Origin of the sequence: Shewanella oncorhynchi (genome assembly GCF_012584455.1) — a bacterium.
Taxonomy (GTDB): Bacteria; Pseudomonadota; Gammaproteobacteria; order Enterobacterales; family Shewanellaceae; genus Shewanella; species Shewanella oncorhynchi.
This window is the reverse complement of sequence record NZ_JABAEB010000002.1, coordinates 1-14545: the sequence shown is the minus strand read 5'-3', so window position 1 is coordinate 14545 and position 14545 is coordinate 1. Positions and strand designations below refer to the sequence as shown.

The window sequence follows — 14545 nt, the reverse complement described above, 5'->3', positions numbered from 1 at the left end:
GCGCTAAGCCATTGAAATCGATGTTGCTTAATTAGGATATCCCTTACACTGCCGCTAGGGCGATTGCCGCCATCATGCTTAGCGAAGGGAATTCATTATGCCTCCAATCATTTGTCATAGCGCGCTTGATGCGGTTGCTTTAATTCAAAGCGGCGAGACGCTGTGGACTCATTCCATGGGCGCCACTCCGCGCATTTTATTAGATGCGTTGGCGCAGCATGCACTCACCAAAGAAAATCTCACCCTGTTACAGTTACATACTGAAGGCGCCGAATCCTTAAGTCATCCCAGTTTACAGGGGCATTTACGCCATCGATGTTTTTTCGGTGGGCTGCCAACGCGGGCTTTACTGCAAAGTGGTGACGCGGATTATGTGCCGATTTTCCTGTCTGAAGTGCCTAAGTTATTTCGTTCCGGCGAGCAAAAAATTGATACCGCAATTATCCAAGTGTCGCCACCCGATAAGCATGGCATGTGTTCCTTAGGCATTTCGGTTGAAGCAACGCTCGCAGCTTGCCAAGTCGCGGGTAAGATCATCGCTCATATTAATCCACAAATGCCGCGCACCCATGGTGACAGCTTTATCCATATCGACCGTTTTGCCGCTGTGTATGAGCAGAGCGCGGCGTTGCCTATTCATTCCTTCGCGACGGGGGATGCGGTGAGTTTGGCGATCGGTAAAAATGTTGCCCAATTAGTGCGTGATGGCGATTGTTTGCAAATGGGTATAGGTGCGATCCCTGATGCCGTGCTGTCTTGTTTAACCGAACATAAAGACTTAGGTGTCCACACTGAGCTATTTTCTGACGGTATATTGCAACTGGTTGAAAAAGGTGTGATTAACAACAGCAAGAAGCGTTTTTATCCGGGAAAACTCGTCACAGGTTTCGCCCTGGGTAGCCAGAAATTATACGACTATGTTGATGATAATCCTGCGGTCATCTTTATGGACATAGAGCAAGTTAACGACACGGCCATTATCCGTAAAAATCCCAATGTGATGGCGATTAACTCGGCGCTGCAGGTCGACCTTTCAGGCCAAGTGTGTGCCGATTCCATTGGCACTAAAATCTATTCAGGTGTTGGCGGCCAGATGGATTTCATCCGCGGAGCAGGGTTATCTGAAGGTGGTCGTTCTGTGATTGCGCTGCCCAGCACTGCCGCGGGGGGAACGCTTTCTCGCATTGCAAGCGTGTTATCACCTGGCGCAGGGGTTGTCACCACTCGTGCCCATGTGCATTACATTGTGACCGAATACGGCGCCGCCAATCTACGCGGCCGTTCACTGCGCGAACGGGCACAAGCGCTGATCGCCATCGCTCACCCAGATTTTAGGGAACAATTAAGTCGTGATGCCTTTGATGTGTGGGGATTAAATCTATAGCATTGTAAATCTTGGTGTTATGGCTTGCTGCCGAGTTTGCAGTGGTGCAAGCTCGTTGAGCGTAAAGGGTTGGTTTTAATACGTCATTTAATCGTGGTAAAGAGTCATTTGTCTGTCCCGATATGGTATAAACTCTTGGCGGGTTTGACCGACAGACTTATAAAGAAAGGAGTCAATGATTTAAATGGATGAGATTGAATTAAAAGCATATTTAACAGAGAGGGTGTTATCTTTTTGTACGCGCTGGAACAGTATCGAAAATACCCTCTATACCGAAAGAACTGCCGAAGAAGATAAGCTACGGCAGGAATTGCCAGTGGCTGAATTCCATTATGCGAAGCAAACCGATTGGTTTGCTTTACTGAATGAGCAAATAGCGCCGTTATTTGACGATTTTTGCACCGATAAGCCCCGTGTTTACGGCGGAAAAGTGCGTAATTCCTTCGGGTTTCCTTCAAAATTTAATGGTTGCGATCATCCTCTTGAAGTGCAAATTACTTTAAAAAATAAAAGCAGAGCCGAAATCTATATTAAAACCAACACTAACTTCGAAGATGAGTATTTGTTTATTGCTCTTAAAAAAGCCGATGAATGGCGTATCGATAGCTATAAAAATCGTCGCTATGGCAATGAGAAATGGAGCGTACAAATCCTTTAATTCAGCTTAATCTCAATGCTTGACGTCAGTAAAAAATGACTAAAGCATTGAGTTTAGTAACGTCGGTTTAATTTAAGTGATGCACTGAGACACAAAAAAATATTGTGTAAATGGAACATCTTTATGCCATTAGATAACGCTCTTATTGCTCGCATCAAAGCCGAGATATTGCGCTTTACAACGGTTGAGGTTGAGCAATTTTTATTAGCTCATCCAGATAAAACCTTTTATGCCTTTGCTTTTGACACCCATGCCGAATACGCAGAATTAAATCTTTGTTTTAATACAGAGGCAGATTTTCAGCAGCGATTAGCCTATTACCAGTCTGGGAAATGGGCTGAGTCATACCAAAGCCCTGAGGCCATCCAAGAACTTAAATTCAATACAGGTGACTGGGAGTATCAATGTTTTAGTACATGTTACCTGCTTTCAGAGGATGAGTTGCAGACGATTCAACATAGCTTACCCGAAGATGACTTTAGTGAGTGGGAGGAGATAGTGCGGCAAATACGCGCAGTGTTTAACGAATGCCTTGTGCTGTTTACCCAAACTGAAGTCTATCAAGCGATCCCTAAAACCGATGGCTTTATGGCCTTTAGTATCGACCATGACGAAGATGTTGCTGATATGCTGGCCGATAGATTTTTATAAAAATTGATTTTAAACACTTTAAAATCATTAACATCTACGTTATTAGTACGCCCTGATTTCCAATTGCTCGATTATCTGGTTGCCTTGTTCAAGCCCTAGATGGTTAACAATCATCGTTTTAATCAGCTCAACATAGGTTGGCTGGATATTGGAGTTATCATCGAAAAGGGCTTCATCCGCTTCAGTGATAAGGGCCGCAATCTCATTAAAGCTGCCGTATTTGGACTGTTATGAGGATTTCCCCATGCATTCTGCTAACAGTTTGACGAAAAAGTCGCTGCCTTTGCGTTCGCAAAAGGCGATGTTACGTTCTGGGATGGTTTCGGGATCTGTGTAGCTGGCGAGAGCTAGCTCCATGCTGGCTTCGCGGATGATGTGCAGGGTTGGGTAGGGCGCGCGGTTGGTGAAGTTGGCAGCCCCGTCCTGTGGTTCGCCATCGAAACAATAGTCTGGGTGGAAGGTGGCGAGTTGGTAAGTGCCTTCGTACTCGTGTTCGATAAGTGTATCAGTTGCCATGTCGATAAGGTCGAGATAGGCATAAAACCCCTCAAAACCACGGGGCAGAATAAACAGTGTGGTTTCTGCTTCGGGGTGGGCGTCGAGGTATTGGCATTCTTCGATCAATGCCTTAAGCACTTGTTTGACTTTAGTTTGTTCCACCACCAGATACCGAATACTGCCGCGCTCGACTTCTTGTCTGGCGAAGGGGCAAATATTGTATTTCATGATCACTTTTTTCACCCAGTCGTCGGTTTGTTGAGTGATCATGTCAATTTCGTTCATGGCGGTCGTTTGCTCGTGCTTAAAAATTAGGGGGCGATCATAGGGATGATAGACGCCACAAGCAAGAGCGCCATAGTGATATTAAAAATCTTCTGTTGGCGCTCATTTTTTAAAATGCGTTTAAGGGCTACACCAAAGCCGAGCCAGACGATAGCGCAGGGAAATGCGACGCACAAAAATACCGTTGCAATAGTGATGACCTGCGGGGTCAAATCCTGCTGTACTGACGTGAACGTCGCAATCGCGCCCACGGCCATGATCCAGCCCTTAGGGTTGACCCATTGAAAGGCCGCGGCTTGGATAAAACTGAAGGGTTTAGCAATGGCTTTACCTTCCATCTTGCTACTGCTGTTGGCAATCAACCAAGACAGATACAAAAGGTAACCTATGCCGACGACTTTAATCACTTGATGGATGATAGGATAGCTTTGGAATAGGGCGCTTAAGCCCAAACCTATCGCGAGGATCATGGTCGGGAAGCCAAGGCTTATTCCCATAAGATGCGGAATACTGCGTTTTACGCCAAAGTTTACCCCTGAGGTCATTAGCATAATATTGTTAGGCCCTGGGGTGATCCCAGATGAAAAGGCAAACAACGCGATAGCGAGTATTAACTCCATAGATAGATCCACACCTTTATTTTAGTTTTATGGCATTGTGATTATTTGCCGCATTGAGCCTGCGATTTACTCATCGGACGGTACGCAATACTCTGTTGCTATTATTTATAATTGCGACATTTGATTGCAACGCAGGCGTGGCATTCTAGCGATTAAATGTTGCCGCGCCTATACGACATAGCGAGTTTATAAACTAAAAAGAATAACAAAATATGTACATGCCTCGATGGGATTAATGGCGTGAGAATAGGGCTAGCGCAGTTTGATGGTTTTCTGTGTTAGTACGAATATCAAGATATATTGGAATATGCTGATTTAACACTATGATGGATATCAGCTTTCAGTTTTAGTAATAGCAACTATCCTTAGACAGCATTTTATAGATTGAGGTAACAGGGCATGATGAATCCATCATTACATAGTGAGCTAAGTGGAGTGCTAAATCGACAGTTCAGTCGAGTTCCTTGCTGGGTTCCCGACCGAGTGTTAAGTCGGTATTTGAGAGTGTTAATACTGCTTTTTAGCAGTGTTTTAGGTCTTACTGGGTGCGTGACTGTGACGGATAACGCGGCGCAGCCGTTGCGAACCACAATCGTGATGTCTGGCGATCTCAGTGAATTACCGTCAACGGCAATGACATTCACTTGGCATCCTAAATTTCAAAAAATCATCACAGATAAACGCTTAGATCCGCAGCCAGTGTTGCAACACATGCAAGCTGTATTAAAGCAAACTTTGCAGAGTAAGGGATATCGCTGGGTCGAAGATCCACTACTGGCGGATTTTCAGGTTGGCTTTGGCGTCGCTATGGGAACTGAAATGAGCGATGAACAAATTTTGGCAGTGACAGGGTTAGTCGCTGGGCTGTCAACCGACGGTGTGAATACCCAAAAGTATGACAAAGGTACCGTGGTGATAGCGCTCTTTAAACCCACTAAAATACAGGGCGTTGATGAGCCAATTTGGCGAGTGCTTGCCCAAGGTTTTGGCAACATTAAAAAGATGGATGAGCTAACCGAAAATTTCGACAGTCTCATTACCAGTATGTTGGTCAATATGCCGTCGGTTAATATGGCTCCTTAGTCAGCGTTTGAGCTTTAGTTCAGTTCTAAGTGAATTGAGTCAGCATTTTGGTTGGAGCATTCGCCAGATAAACGGGATTAGTGCTTAATTGAGGTGTCTTGGTCCCATGTTTGTGGTGCTAGCTCCCATTTTTGAACTGTGGGACATGGTACTTTAGTGACAGCCATCTCAATAAAGGGCGCGACAGTGAAAACTGCCGCGCTTTTTCATTTTAATGGAGGGAGGTTCCATTTTGATTTCAGACTGTTTCAGTCGTGCTCGACTGTGATCTCGTAGGATGAAAACTTACGAATGTTAATCACGCCCGTATCAAACATTAAATACTGCCCCTTGATCCCCTGCAAAATTCCGCTGACGACCACATCTTTATCGAAATTGTGCGAAGTGATCTTCTTCGGAAAGGTGTCAATTGGATAATGAATTGGCTGAATCGTTTCGTGCAAACGCTCGATACTGTAATCACCTTTTTGCATGCCGATTTCGTGCAACTTAGCCTCAATTTGCGGGATCAGTTCCGCAGCCTTAGCATTTAAATCAATATCGTCGGCATGGCCTTTTAACATGGCTTGCCAATGGGTTTTATCATTAACCAGTTTTGCCAATTCTACTTCGACTAAGCCTGAGAGCTGTCTTGTTGAGACTTTAAAAATCGGTAAACCTTGGGTAGCACCTTGGTCAATCCAACGGGTGGGCAGTTGAGTGTGGCGGGTAATGCCGACTTTAACGCCCGAAGTATTCGACAGATATACATAATGCGGCACAAAACAGTGGCTCTGGGCCCACTCTGGTTCGCGGCAAGTGCCTTGGTCGTAATGACAAGTTTCCGGCTTCATGATGCACATATCGCAACTCGCCAACTTTTGCATACAGACAAAACAATGGCCCTGCGAGTAACTCTTCTTGCTCTTTTTACCGCAGTTGCAGCAGAAGATATTGCCCGTGTGGGTCAAGGTTAATTGCTTGCCTATCAATGGATTGAGCGGGAGTAACTCATCACCAACAAAGAGTTGATATTGCACTTGTTGCGCGTCATCTAACTGCACGCGCATCTTTTTTAGCGTTCCTAACATGGTCATCCTAATGTGTTGCGTTCTGGTGCAGCTTAGTCGCTCATCATGCGGTCTAGTGCACGCTTTCGTTATATCGTCATTGCGTGACCGCCAGTATACAAGATTATCCAAGCCAGTTTAGATAGGATTTTTCGATAAGTAAGTCGATTGACTGAGTGCACCTAAACCTCTTTTGTTTTACTTAACCATTTGTACACTAAGGCAATAATACCGAAAGTTAGCAAGGCTACTGGCAAGTAAATGATTATGCTCATAAATTGTGTTTGGTATTTTGTTGCTAATTGGGTATGGCTAATGAGATACCCAAAACCAACAACGGAAAAAATCCACACCATTGAGCTGATGAAGTTAATGAGTAAAAAACGACGGGAAGAAATACCCGTTGCACCTAAAATATAGGGGTAAACGGTACGAACAAAAGGAATATAACGTGCGAGTAGCAGGGTTATCACTCCATAGTTATCAATTAGGTGGGTCGCTTTTTCCTGATGTTTGATATCAATATTCGACAGCAGTTTTTGGTAAATTTGGGTATGCCCTAAAAATCGACCCTGTAAATAACCTATAGCTGTACCTGTAAAGGTTGCTAGAACCAATAACGGCATAATACCGATATGAAGAATATCTTGATAAATCAGCACTCCAGTGAGAAAGAGTAGGCTATCTCCGGGTAAAAATGCGGTGGGAATAAAGCCATTTTCTAACACTAAAAAGCCACAAATTAATGCGCTGACCATGAGGGCGATTTTAGGATTGGCTAAAACCGCCAGATCATTGTGTATCATAGCTTGGGCCAGTTCGTATAACTGCTCCATACGTACTACTCCCTAAAATAATTGATAAAACATAAAGATGGAAAAGCTCGAAAGCGGCAATTTTGAACCTGAGCTATGGTGTTTCGTGGGTTATTCTACCAAGGGAGCATGAATCGAAAGGCAGTTACAACATTAAATTTTGTTGGTGTTAGTGTGTTTATGATTCAGTAATCGGGTTTTGTGGGCTTTTTATAGTAAAAATATTAAGCATTATTATAGGGTTAATAAATTTCGAATGATGGCATCAACTTACAAACCCACTTGCCAGATTCCTATGCGCATTCCAACTATCCAGTATTGATTGCACTGGCTTAACTTAATTTGAACATCTTGCCGCGAATATCGGTTTTTAAACATTCTTTTAAGCGCTCTTAAAGTGCTGTTTGAAAGTGCCATTGCGAGTGCACTCTCTAAATGTATTGGTGTGCTAAGTGTTAGCTTGCCGTAAAAGTTAATGGCATTAACGGCTTAATCTATCGAGCACGAGATCATCCCCAAGAGCATAGAGGGATTCTACCAGTTGATCTTCTTGGGCGAGATCTGTGAGTCCAAGGCCGATGGTCGCCCGAAACAAAGCTATACCTGTGTGGCCTGCGGTTTCATATTGACTACTAAACTGCTCGATATTGATGCCAATTGCATTGATTTTATTAGATATATCGAGCACAAGTCCGGGTCTGTCATAGGCCACTAGGTTGTAACTTAAGCGTTTGATGGGCTTAAGGGCGACCGAGGTTTTGGAGTAAGTGAGGGACAGGCTATCGATGCATTCTAGGGCCTCAATAAGCTCGTCCATGCGCAGTGACGGCACTTCGAGTAACAATATCGCGGCAAAGACACCGTCAATATGGCGTAATTCTGAGTCGAGCCAGTTGCCGCCATGACGACTCACAGCATGGGCGATTTGTTCTACTAATCCTTTTCTATCAGGTGCTTGTAGTGTGATTAAGTATCGTAGCATAGTGACTGACTCCTATTTTTTGTAAAAGGCACCTGTTTTAAAACGGGGTGTAACACAACTGTCATCTTTGCGTCATATAATCCAACGCACTTAGAATAAAGGATGTTGTTATTGCTCAGTTTACGTTCAAACAGTGTAAGCATAGCACTCGGCAAATCCTAGCGAAAAAACTCGCTAGCTATTAATAATAGAGGTTCTTAATGGAAAGTCAGGTCACTCAACCTGGTTCTGCATCGCACAGTATGCTTAAAGGCGGACGCTCGAATCGCAGGGCATTTAAGGATAAAGCGGCGCAAATCAGCGTCACTATCGGCGGCACTATGGTATTTGTCGCCTTATTGTTGATCTTCTTTTATCTGTTGTATGTGATTAAACCCATTTTCGACAGTGCTGATGTCACACCCGTTAAGAGTGTGAGCTATCAACACGCGGATGTGCCGACCTTAATGGTGGGTGCTGAAGAGCAAAATGAGGTGATGTACCGTGTGAGCGTTCATGGTCAAGTGGACTTCTATACTGTTGCCGACGGTAGCTTACTTTCTAGCTTTACCCCGACGTTACCTGCGGGTGTTACCGTCACCAGCGCCGCCGTTGCTGTACCGAGCGAACAACGTTTTGCGCTGGGATTAAGTAATGGTCAGGTCATAGTGGCGGGCCTAGAGTTTGGTTTAACGTACCCCAATAACAAACGTTTAATCACACCTAAACTGCGTTATCCCGCAGGTGAAACCCCCATTACCGTCGATGAGACGGGCAGCGCGATTCATAAGCTGACCTTCACTTATAGCTCAGACAAAATGAGTTTTGCTTATCAAGATGAAAGTGGTGTTTGGCGCCTCACTCGTCTCGAAGGGCAAGAGAACATGATGACTGAAGAAGTGGAGTGGGTTTCTACGACGTCACAAATTCAAGATGCGCCGAAGAAAGTCTCCCACGAGCTGATGACGCCCGATCAACGTCAATTGATGTTGCAAACTGGCAATAAAATTTTCGTGTACGACATCCGTGATACTGACAGCTTAGATCTGCTGCAGGTGATTGATGTTGAACGTGCTAAGGCACAAGTCAATAACGTGGCTTTGCTGGCGGGTGCGAGTTCATTACTGGTCAGTTATGACACAGGTATTGTGGCGCAGTACTTCCAAGTTAATGGTGAAAAAGGGCGTTTATATCAAGAGATTCGTCAGTTTGATGACTTACCGCCCATCAGCTCGATTACCTCTGAATTCTACCGTAAGAGTTTTGCGACTGTGAGCCCTGAGGGTGAGCTAACACTACTCTATACTACGAGTCATCGTGAACTGTTTGATGCAAAGTTTGACCTTAAAAACCCCGGTAAAATGGGCTTTACCCCACGCTCAAACGGCATAGTCGTTGAGGCGGACAAAAAGCTGCATATCTTCAGTGTGGAAAACTCCCACCCAGAAGTGTCATGGAGCGCCATGTGGGACAAGGTGTGGTATGAAGGTTATCCAGAGCCACAATATGTATGGCAATCGACCTCAGGTTCTGACGATTTTGAAGCTAAGTTGAGCTTAATGCCATTGGCCTACGGCACAATGAAAGCGGCATTTTATGCCATGTTATTTGCCGTGCCTTTATCCGTTGCTGGTGCGATTTACACGGCTTACTTTATGTCGCCTAAGGTGCGCGGTTTCGTGAAACCGACCATTGAAATCATGGAAGCATTACCAACGGTGATTTTAGGCTTCTTGGCGGGTCTGTGGTTAGCGCCACTGATTGAAGAACATCTCCCCGGCATTTTAATTCTACTGATCTTATTGCCGACCTCGATACTCACGTCTGCCTATGGCTGGAGTAGGTTGCCGGGTAAGTGGAAACAACGTTTACCCGAAGTGTACCAAGAGCTGATGTTAATCCCTGTGGTCTGTTTCGTGGGGTGGTTCTCTTTTGCGGTCAGCCCAATCATCGAAGTGGCGCTGTTTGATGGTAATACCCGTCAATTCATCACTAACGAACTGGGGATCACCTTCGACCAACGTAACGCGCTGGTGGTCGGTATTGCCATGGGCTTTGCGGTGATCCCAACGATTTTCTCCATCGCTGAAGATGCCATTTTCTCTGTACCGCGTCATTTATCTAACGGCAGCTTAGCCTTAGGTGCGACGCCTTGGCAGACATTGACACGCGTGGTGTTGTTAACCGCAAGTCCGGGTATTTTCTCGGCCATTATGATGGGCCTTGGCCGCGCCGTTGGCGAGACCATGATCGTACTGATGGCCACCGGTAACACCGCCATCATGGAATGGAGCGTGTTCGAAGGGATGCGAACCTTGGCGGCAAACATTGCGGTTGAAATGCCTGAATCGGCTATCGGTAGCTCGCATTATCGTGTGCTCTTCCTTGCTGCGTTCGTACTATTCATCTTTACATTCTTCTTTAACACCATTGCAGAAGTGGTGAGACAGCGTCTACGTGAACGCTATAGCTCGCTGTAACGGGGATAAGACAATGACATTAAATACTATTTCGCCAGTGACCTTGAGAGGTTTGTGCAATGGGTAAGTGGGTAAAATCAGGCTCGCCATGGATATGGATGACGGGCGGTGCTGTGAGCATCAGTTTGATTGCCGTCTTAGGCTTATTATTGTTAATCGCATGGCGTGGCTTAAGTTACTTTTGGCCTGCAACCGTTTACCAGTGGGAGCTTGAAGATAACACGGGTGTACGTTCGACCTTAATTGGTGAGGTTTACGATAGGGAAGAAGTACCGACTGAGCGTTTGATTGCTGCTGGCCATGTGTTTAAGCAACACCCGGGCGAGTTTGTGACCCGTTACTTAGTGAAAACCGGTAACCGTGAATTTGTGGGTTTGGATTTCCGCTGGATATTAGGTACGGACATTGTTAGTCGTTCTGTGCCAAGCGAGGTCGCACTGATCGAGCGGGCTAAAAACGGTAACTTCTACGGTTATCCGATAGCCGTGATTGAAAATGGCAAGCGTCTTGATTTAGTGAATGATGCGATTGAATCCTCCTTAATGGAGCATATCGAACGCGCTGTTGCCTTATCGGACAAAGCGGTTGATTTGCAGAAGCAAGATATTGGCTCGATTAACTACGCCATTGAAAAATTGCGTTTGCAGGAGCGTCGTTTCGAGCTGGATGGGGAACTGACCGACAGTATAAAAGCTGAGTTGGTCGCCAAGAGAGTTCAACTGCAAGAAGATTACTTAGTGCTTGAAAAGGCGTTATTTGCCCTGCGTGATGATGCGGCGCGTGACTCGGTTATTGTCCGAGATATGCGCGGCGAAGAAGTTGAACTGAAGCTCGATACCGTTCTGGATGTGACCTATGTGAATCACTTAGGACTCATAGGAAAAATTGGTAAGTGGTTTGTCGGTATTGGACGCTTTATGAGTGACGACCCGCGTGAAGCCAACACTGAGGGCGGCGTGTTCCCCGCGATTTTCGGCACTGTATTTATGGTGATGTTGATGGCGGTTATCGTGACGCCATTTGGCGTGGTCGCGGCGGTTTATCTACATGAATATGCGAAGAAAGGCCCTATTACTAAGATGATCCGCATTGCGGTAATCAACTTAGCGGGTGTGCCCTCGATTGTGTATGGCGTATTCGGTTTAGGTTTCTTCGTGTACATGATGGGCGGTTCCATCGACCAATTGTTTTACGCTGAAGCTTTGCCTGCTCCTACCTTTGGTTCGCCAGGGGTGATTTGGTCGGCATTAACCCTCGCGATTTTGACGCTGCCAGTGGTTATTGTGTCGACTGAAGAAGGGTTAAGTCGTATTCCAAGCGCGGTGCGTCAAGGTAGTTTGGCACTGGGCGCGACTAAGGCTGAAACCCTGTGGCGGATTGTGATCCCGATGGCTAGTCCAGCGATCATGACGGGTTTGATTTTAGCGGTCGCTCGTGCTGCTGGTGAAGTGGCACCGCTGATGTTGGTGGGTGTCGTTAAATTAGCGCCAACATTACCACTGGACTTTAACTTCCCGTTTGTGCATTTAGAACGTAAGTTCATGCACTTAGGGTTCCATATATATGATGTGGGCTTCCAGAGTCCTAACGTTGAAGCGGCACGTCCTCTGGTGTATGCGACCTCTTTCTTGCTGGTGTCTGTGATTGTGGCACTCAACTTGACGGCCATTAGCGTGCGTAACCACTTACGTGAAAAATATCGTTCGCTTGAGCACTAATCAGCGATTATCCTGAAAGTATTAGGACTAAATATGATTTCTATAGATTCGACAGCAATGAAAACCAATAACTTTGATTTAGCTAACTTAAGCCAGAACGACACCGCGCTGGAGATCCGTAACTTAGATTTGCGCTATGGTGATAAGCAAGCGCTGTTTAATGTATCGATGAAGATCCCCAAGAAGCAAGTCACTGCCTTTATCGGCCCCAGTGGTTGTGGTAAATCGACACTATTGCGCTGTATTAACCGCATGAATGACTTAGTTGATAATTGTCATATTGGCGGCGAGATATTGCTGCACGGCCAGAATATCTACGACAAAAAAATCGACGTCGCGGCCCTGCGCCGTAATGTCGGTATGGTGTTCCAACGCCCAAATCCTTTCCCTAAGTCGATTTACGAAAACGTTGTTTATGGCTTGAGATTGCAAGGGCTGAATAACCGTCGTGAACTCGACGAAGCGGCTGAGCGTTCATTGCGCGGCGCGGCGATTTGGGACGAAGTTAAAGACAGATTACACGATAACGCCTTTGGTTTGTCTGGCGGTCAACAGCAACGTCTGGTGATTGCCCGTGCGATAGCCATTGAGCCAGAAGTGCTATTACTCGACGAACCAACATCGGCACTCGATCCGATTTCGACGCTGACGATTGAAGAGTTAATCACTGAGCTTAAGACGAAATACACTGTAGTTATCGTGACTCACAACATGCAACAGGCGGCGCGGGTATCGGATCAAACGGCCTTTATGTATATGGGTGAATTAGTTGAATATGCTGATACTAATACGATTTTCACCACGCCGAAAAAACGTAAGACTGAAGATTACATCACAGGACGTTACGGTTAATCGCTTGAGTATCGGATAAGGCCACCACGGCTTGGTATGGGTCAACAGTTAAGTAACAGGTTGGAACGCAATGGAAAACATGAATTTAAGTAAGCACATTTCGGGTCAGTTCACCGCTGAGCTGGATGATATCCGTAATCGAGTGCTCGCCATGGGTGGCTTGGTTGAACGTCAGCTAGAGCAAGCGATTGATGCCTTAAGTGCCCTCGATGCCGAGTTAGCCCAGCGGGTGATTGCAGGCGATCATAAGGTCAATGCGATGGAAGTCTCCATTGACGAAGAATGCACGCGTATTATTGCCAAGCGTCAACCTGCGGCCAGCGATTTACGCTTGATTATCGCTATTTCAAAAACCATCGCCGATCTTGAGCGTATTGGTGATGCCTGTGTGCGGATTGCAAAAGCGGCATTAGATAAACGTTTGAATAATCAGCAGCCTTTGTTAGTTAGTATTGAAAATATGGGGCGTCATGCGACTCGGATGTTGCATGCGACTTTAGATGCCTTGGCCCGTATGGATGCCGATACCGCGTTAGAGCTGCATAAAGAAGATGCTAAGCTTGACCGTGAATATGAAGGCATTATTCGCCAGTTAATGACCTATATGATGGAAGATCCGCGTTCAATCCCAGACATACTCGACGTATTATGGGCTGCACGCGCAGTAGAGCGTGTCGGTGACCGCTGCAAAAATATCTGTGAATACATCATCTACTACGTAAAAGGTAAAGACGTTCGCCATACTTCCTACGAAGATATGGAAAAAGACATGAAAGGCTAACACACGCATTAATCTGCAGTTTTAATGCCTGAATAAAACGCTCTACAGTCTCTGTGGAGCGTTTTGCTTTTAGGGCTTTTAAATGCGGCTTAATAAATGCCGACTGCTTTTATAGACTGATTTGACAGTACTAATAGCAATGATGAGTCAATTCGATTTGGTAAAAACGCATTGGAAAATTCTGCAGGCTAGTATAGCTGAGTGAACTGTCATTTTAGTTGCTAGGCGTTGGCTGGTATCCACGCATATAGGCTTGCCATGGCATTTGCTCACCGACGCGCAGCAAGTCCGTCCTTGGATGCTCGACCCTGTAGGATCCCCTCATAATTCATAGCCCCAACAACCATGAGTTAATGAGAGTTCAGCTAGTTTCTTCGCAGCACAAAGCAAATCATCTGCTGATATGGGATAATCATGCCGTCGCCGCAGCAGTTCTTTGCCCATCCTGATTGTTGATAGCACATTCCTTTTCTTTATCGTGTTTGCTTGGAAGTGCAGCTGTAATTGCTGTGTTTCCCCGTATAATCCTAACCACCAAAATGCCAGTTGCACCAATAACGCTATCAATAGCAGTATGTCCATCCTCGCCGCGTAACGTGTTCTGCTATGACGTAAACCAAAGCCATAAGCGGAACTTTTTAAATCTCTAAAGGTTTCTTCTATTTGCATCCGCTTTTGGTAAATATTAACCAGTTTTTGAGGCGACATGG

Annotated in this window: 14 protein-coding genes; 8 read left to right on the top strand and 6 right to left on the bottom strand. The window is 45.6% G+C overall.

Annotated elements, in window-relative coordinates:
• The first annotated feature begins 97 nt into the window (after nucleotides 1-97).
• The 3 genes from HGO26_RS02455 to HGO26_RS02445 all read left to right on the top strand — a co-directional run bounded on the left by HGO26_RS02455 (nucleotide 98) and on the right by HGO26_RS02445 (nucleotide 2693).
• Nucleotides 98-1384 carry an acetyl-CoA hydrolase/transferase family protein gene (locus tag HGO26_RS02455; protein ID WP_168823104.1) on the top strand — a complete coding sequence of 429 codons (1287 nt, stop codon included), beginning with the start codon at nucleotides 98-100 and terminating at the stop codon, nucleotides 1382-1384.
• A 184-nt stretch (nucleotides 1385-1568) separates the two neighbouring features.
• Nucleotides 1569-2042, top strand: coding sequence for an NTF2 fold immunity protein (locus HGO26_RS02450; protein ID WP_168823102.1), 474 nt, complete (start codon nucleotides 1569-1571; stop codon nucleotides 2040-2042).
• 123 nt (nucleotides 2043-2165) lie between these two features.
• On the top strand, nucleotides 2166-2693 hold the full coding sequence (locus HGO26_RS02445; protein ID WP_168823100.1) for a DUF4303 domain-containing protein: 528 nt from the start codon (nucleotides 2166-2168) through the stop codon (nucleotides 2691-2693).
• Nucleotides 2694-2921: 228 nt separating this feature from the next.
• On the opposite strand, the gene HGO26_RS02440 is transcribed toward HGO26_RS02445, so the two are convergent.
• Both HGO26_RS02440 and HGO26_RS02435 read right to left on the bottom strand, forming a co-directional pair.
• The gene (locus tag HGO26_RS02440; protein WP_168823098.1) at nucleotides 2922-3476 is read right to left on the bottom strand and encodes a DUF1415 domain-containing protein; all 555 of its coding nucleotides are present in this window, start codon (nucleotides 3474-3476) and stop codon (nucleotides 2922-2924) included.
• Between the two features lie 26 nt (nucleotides 3477-3502).
• Nucleotides 3503-4096, bottom strand: a complete 594-nt coding sequence (locus tag HGO26_RS02435; protein WP_028760538.1) for a LysE family translocator — start codon at nucleotides 4094-4096, stop codon at nucleotides 3503-3505.
• A gap of 399 nt (nucleotides 4097-4495) precedes the next feature.
• On the opposite strand from HGO26_RS02435, the gene HGO26_RS02430 reads away from it, so the two are divergent.
• Complete coding sequence (locus tag HGO26_RS02430) at nucleotides 4496-5179, top strand: DUF4136 domain-containing protein (protein ID WP_168823096.1); 684 nt, start codon at nucleotides 4496-4498, stop codon at nucleotides 5177-5179.
• A gap of 248 nt (nucleotides 5180-5427) precedes the next feature.
• Here HGO26_RS02430 and HGO26_RS02425 read toward each other — a convergent pair whose 3' ends face one another.
• The 3 genes from HGO26_RS02425 to HGO26_RS02415 form a co-directional block, all read right to left on the bottom strand.
• Entirely contained in the window at nucleotides 5428-6249 is an 822-nt protein-coding gene (locus tag HGO26_RS02425; protein WP_168823094.1) for a DUF2797 domain-containing protein, read from the bottom strand.
• 161 nt (nucleotides 6250-6410) lie between these two features.
• Nucleotides 6411-7064, bottom strand: coding sequence for a DedA family protein (locus HGO26_RS02420; RefSeq protein WP_168823092.1), 654 nt, complete (start codon nucleotides 7062-7064; stop codon nucleotides 6411-6413).
• A gap of 460 nt (nucleotides 7065-7524) precedes the next feature.
• The gene (locus HGO26_RS02415) at nucleotides 7525-8025 is read right to left on the bottom strand and encodes a glycine cleavage system transcriptional repressor (protein ID WP_028760534.1); all 501 of its coding nucleotides are present in this window, start codon (nucleotides 8023-8025) and stop codon (nucleotides 7525-7527) included.
• Nucleotides 8026-8225: 200 nt separating this feature from the next.
• On the opposite strand from HGO26_RS02415, the gene HGO26_RS02410 reads away from it, so the two are divergent.
• From HGO26_RS02410 to phoU, 4 genes are all read left to right on the top strand, one after another.
• Entirely contained in the window at nucleotides 8226-10484 is a 2259-nt protein-coding gene (locus HGO26_RS02410) for an ABC transporter permease subunit (RefSeq protein WP_168823090.1), read from the top strand.
• A 59-nt stretch (nucleotides 10485-10543) separates the two neighbouring features.
• Nucleotides 10544-12202 carry a phosphate ABC transporter permease PstA gene (gene pstA / locus HGO26_RS02405; protein WP_168823088.1) on the top strand — a complete coding sequence of 553 codons (1659 nt, stop codon included), beginning with the start codon at nucleotides 10544-10546 and terminating at the stop codon, nucleotides 12200-12202.
• A gap of 33 nt (nucleotides 12203-12235) precedes the next feature.
• A complete protein-coding gene (gene pstB, locus HGO26_RS02400; protein WP_028760531.1) occupies nucleotides 12236-13054 on the top strand; it encodes a phosphate ABC transporter ATP-binding protein PstB in 819 nt (272 codons plus the stop codon).
• Between the two features lie 70 nt (nucleotides 13055-13124).
• On the top strand, nucleotides 13125-13835 hold the full coding sequence (gene phoU, locus HGO26_RS02395) for a phosphate signaling complex protein PhoU (protein WP_028760530.1): 711 nt from the start codon (nucleotides 13125-13127) through the stop codon (nucleotides 13833-13835).
• Nucleotides 13836-14156: 321 nt separating this feature from the next.
• Here phoU and HGO26_RS02390 read toward each other — a convergent pair.
• Nucleotides 14157-14545 (bottom strand): transposase (locus HGO26_RS02390; protein ID WP_168823086.1); only part of this gene is annotated, 389 nt, incomplete at its 5' end.

Coding starts and splice junctions, on each gene's coding strand:
- HGO26_RS02455 (WP_168823104.1), top strand. CDS start 98: ATGCCTCCAATCATTTGTCATAGCGCGCTTGATGCGGTTGCTTTAATT.
- HGO26_RS02450 (WP_168823102.1), top strand. CDS start 1,569: ATGGATGAGATTGAATTAAAAGCATATTTAACAGAGAGGGTGTTATCT.
- HGO26_RS02445 (WP_168823100.1), top strand. CDS start 2,166: ATGCCATTAGATAACGCTCTTATTGCTCGCATCAAAGCCGAGATATTG.
- HGO26_RS02440 (WP_168823098.1), bottom strand. CDS start 3,476: ATGAACGAAATTGACATGATCACTCAACAAACCGACGACTGGGTGAAA.
- HGO26_RS02435 (WP_028760538.1), bottom strand. CDS start 4,096: ATGGAGTTAATACTCGCTATCGCGTTGTTTGCCTTTTCATCTGGGATC.
- HGO26_RS02430 (WP_168823096.1), top strand. CDS start 4,496: ATGATGAATCCATCATTACATAGTGAGCTAAGTGGAGTGCTAAATCGA.
- HGO26_RS02425 (WP_168823094.1), bottom strand. CDS start 6,249: ATGTTAGGAACGCTAAAAAAGATGCGCGTGCAGTTAGATGACGCGCAA.
- HGO26_RS02420 (WP_168823092.1), bottom strand. CDS start 7,064: ATGGAGCAGTTATACGAACTGGCCCAAGCTATGATACACAATGATCTG.
- HGO26_RS02415 (WP_028760534.1), bottom strand. CDS start 8,025: ATGCTACGATACTTAATCACACTACAAGCACCTGATAGAAAAGGATTA.
- HGO26_RS02410 (WP_168823090.1), top strand. CDS start 8,226: ATGGAAAGTCAGGTCACTCAACCTGGTTCTGCATCGCACAGTATGCTT.
- pstA (WP_168823088.1), top strand. CDS start 10,544: ATGGGTAAGTGGGTAAAATCAGGCTCGCCATGGATATGGATGACGGGC.
- pstB (WP_028760531.1), top strand. CDS start 12,236: ATGATTTCTATAGATTCGACAGCAATGAAAACCAATAACTTTGATTTA.
- phoU (WP_028760530.1), top strand. CDS start 13,125: ATGGAAAACATGAATTTAAGTAAGCACATTTCGGGTCAGTTCACCGCT.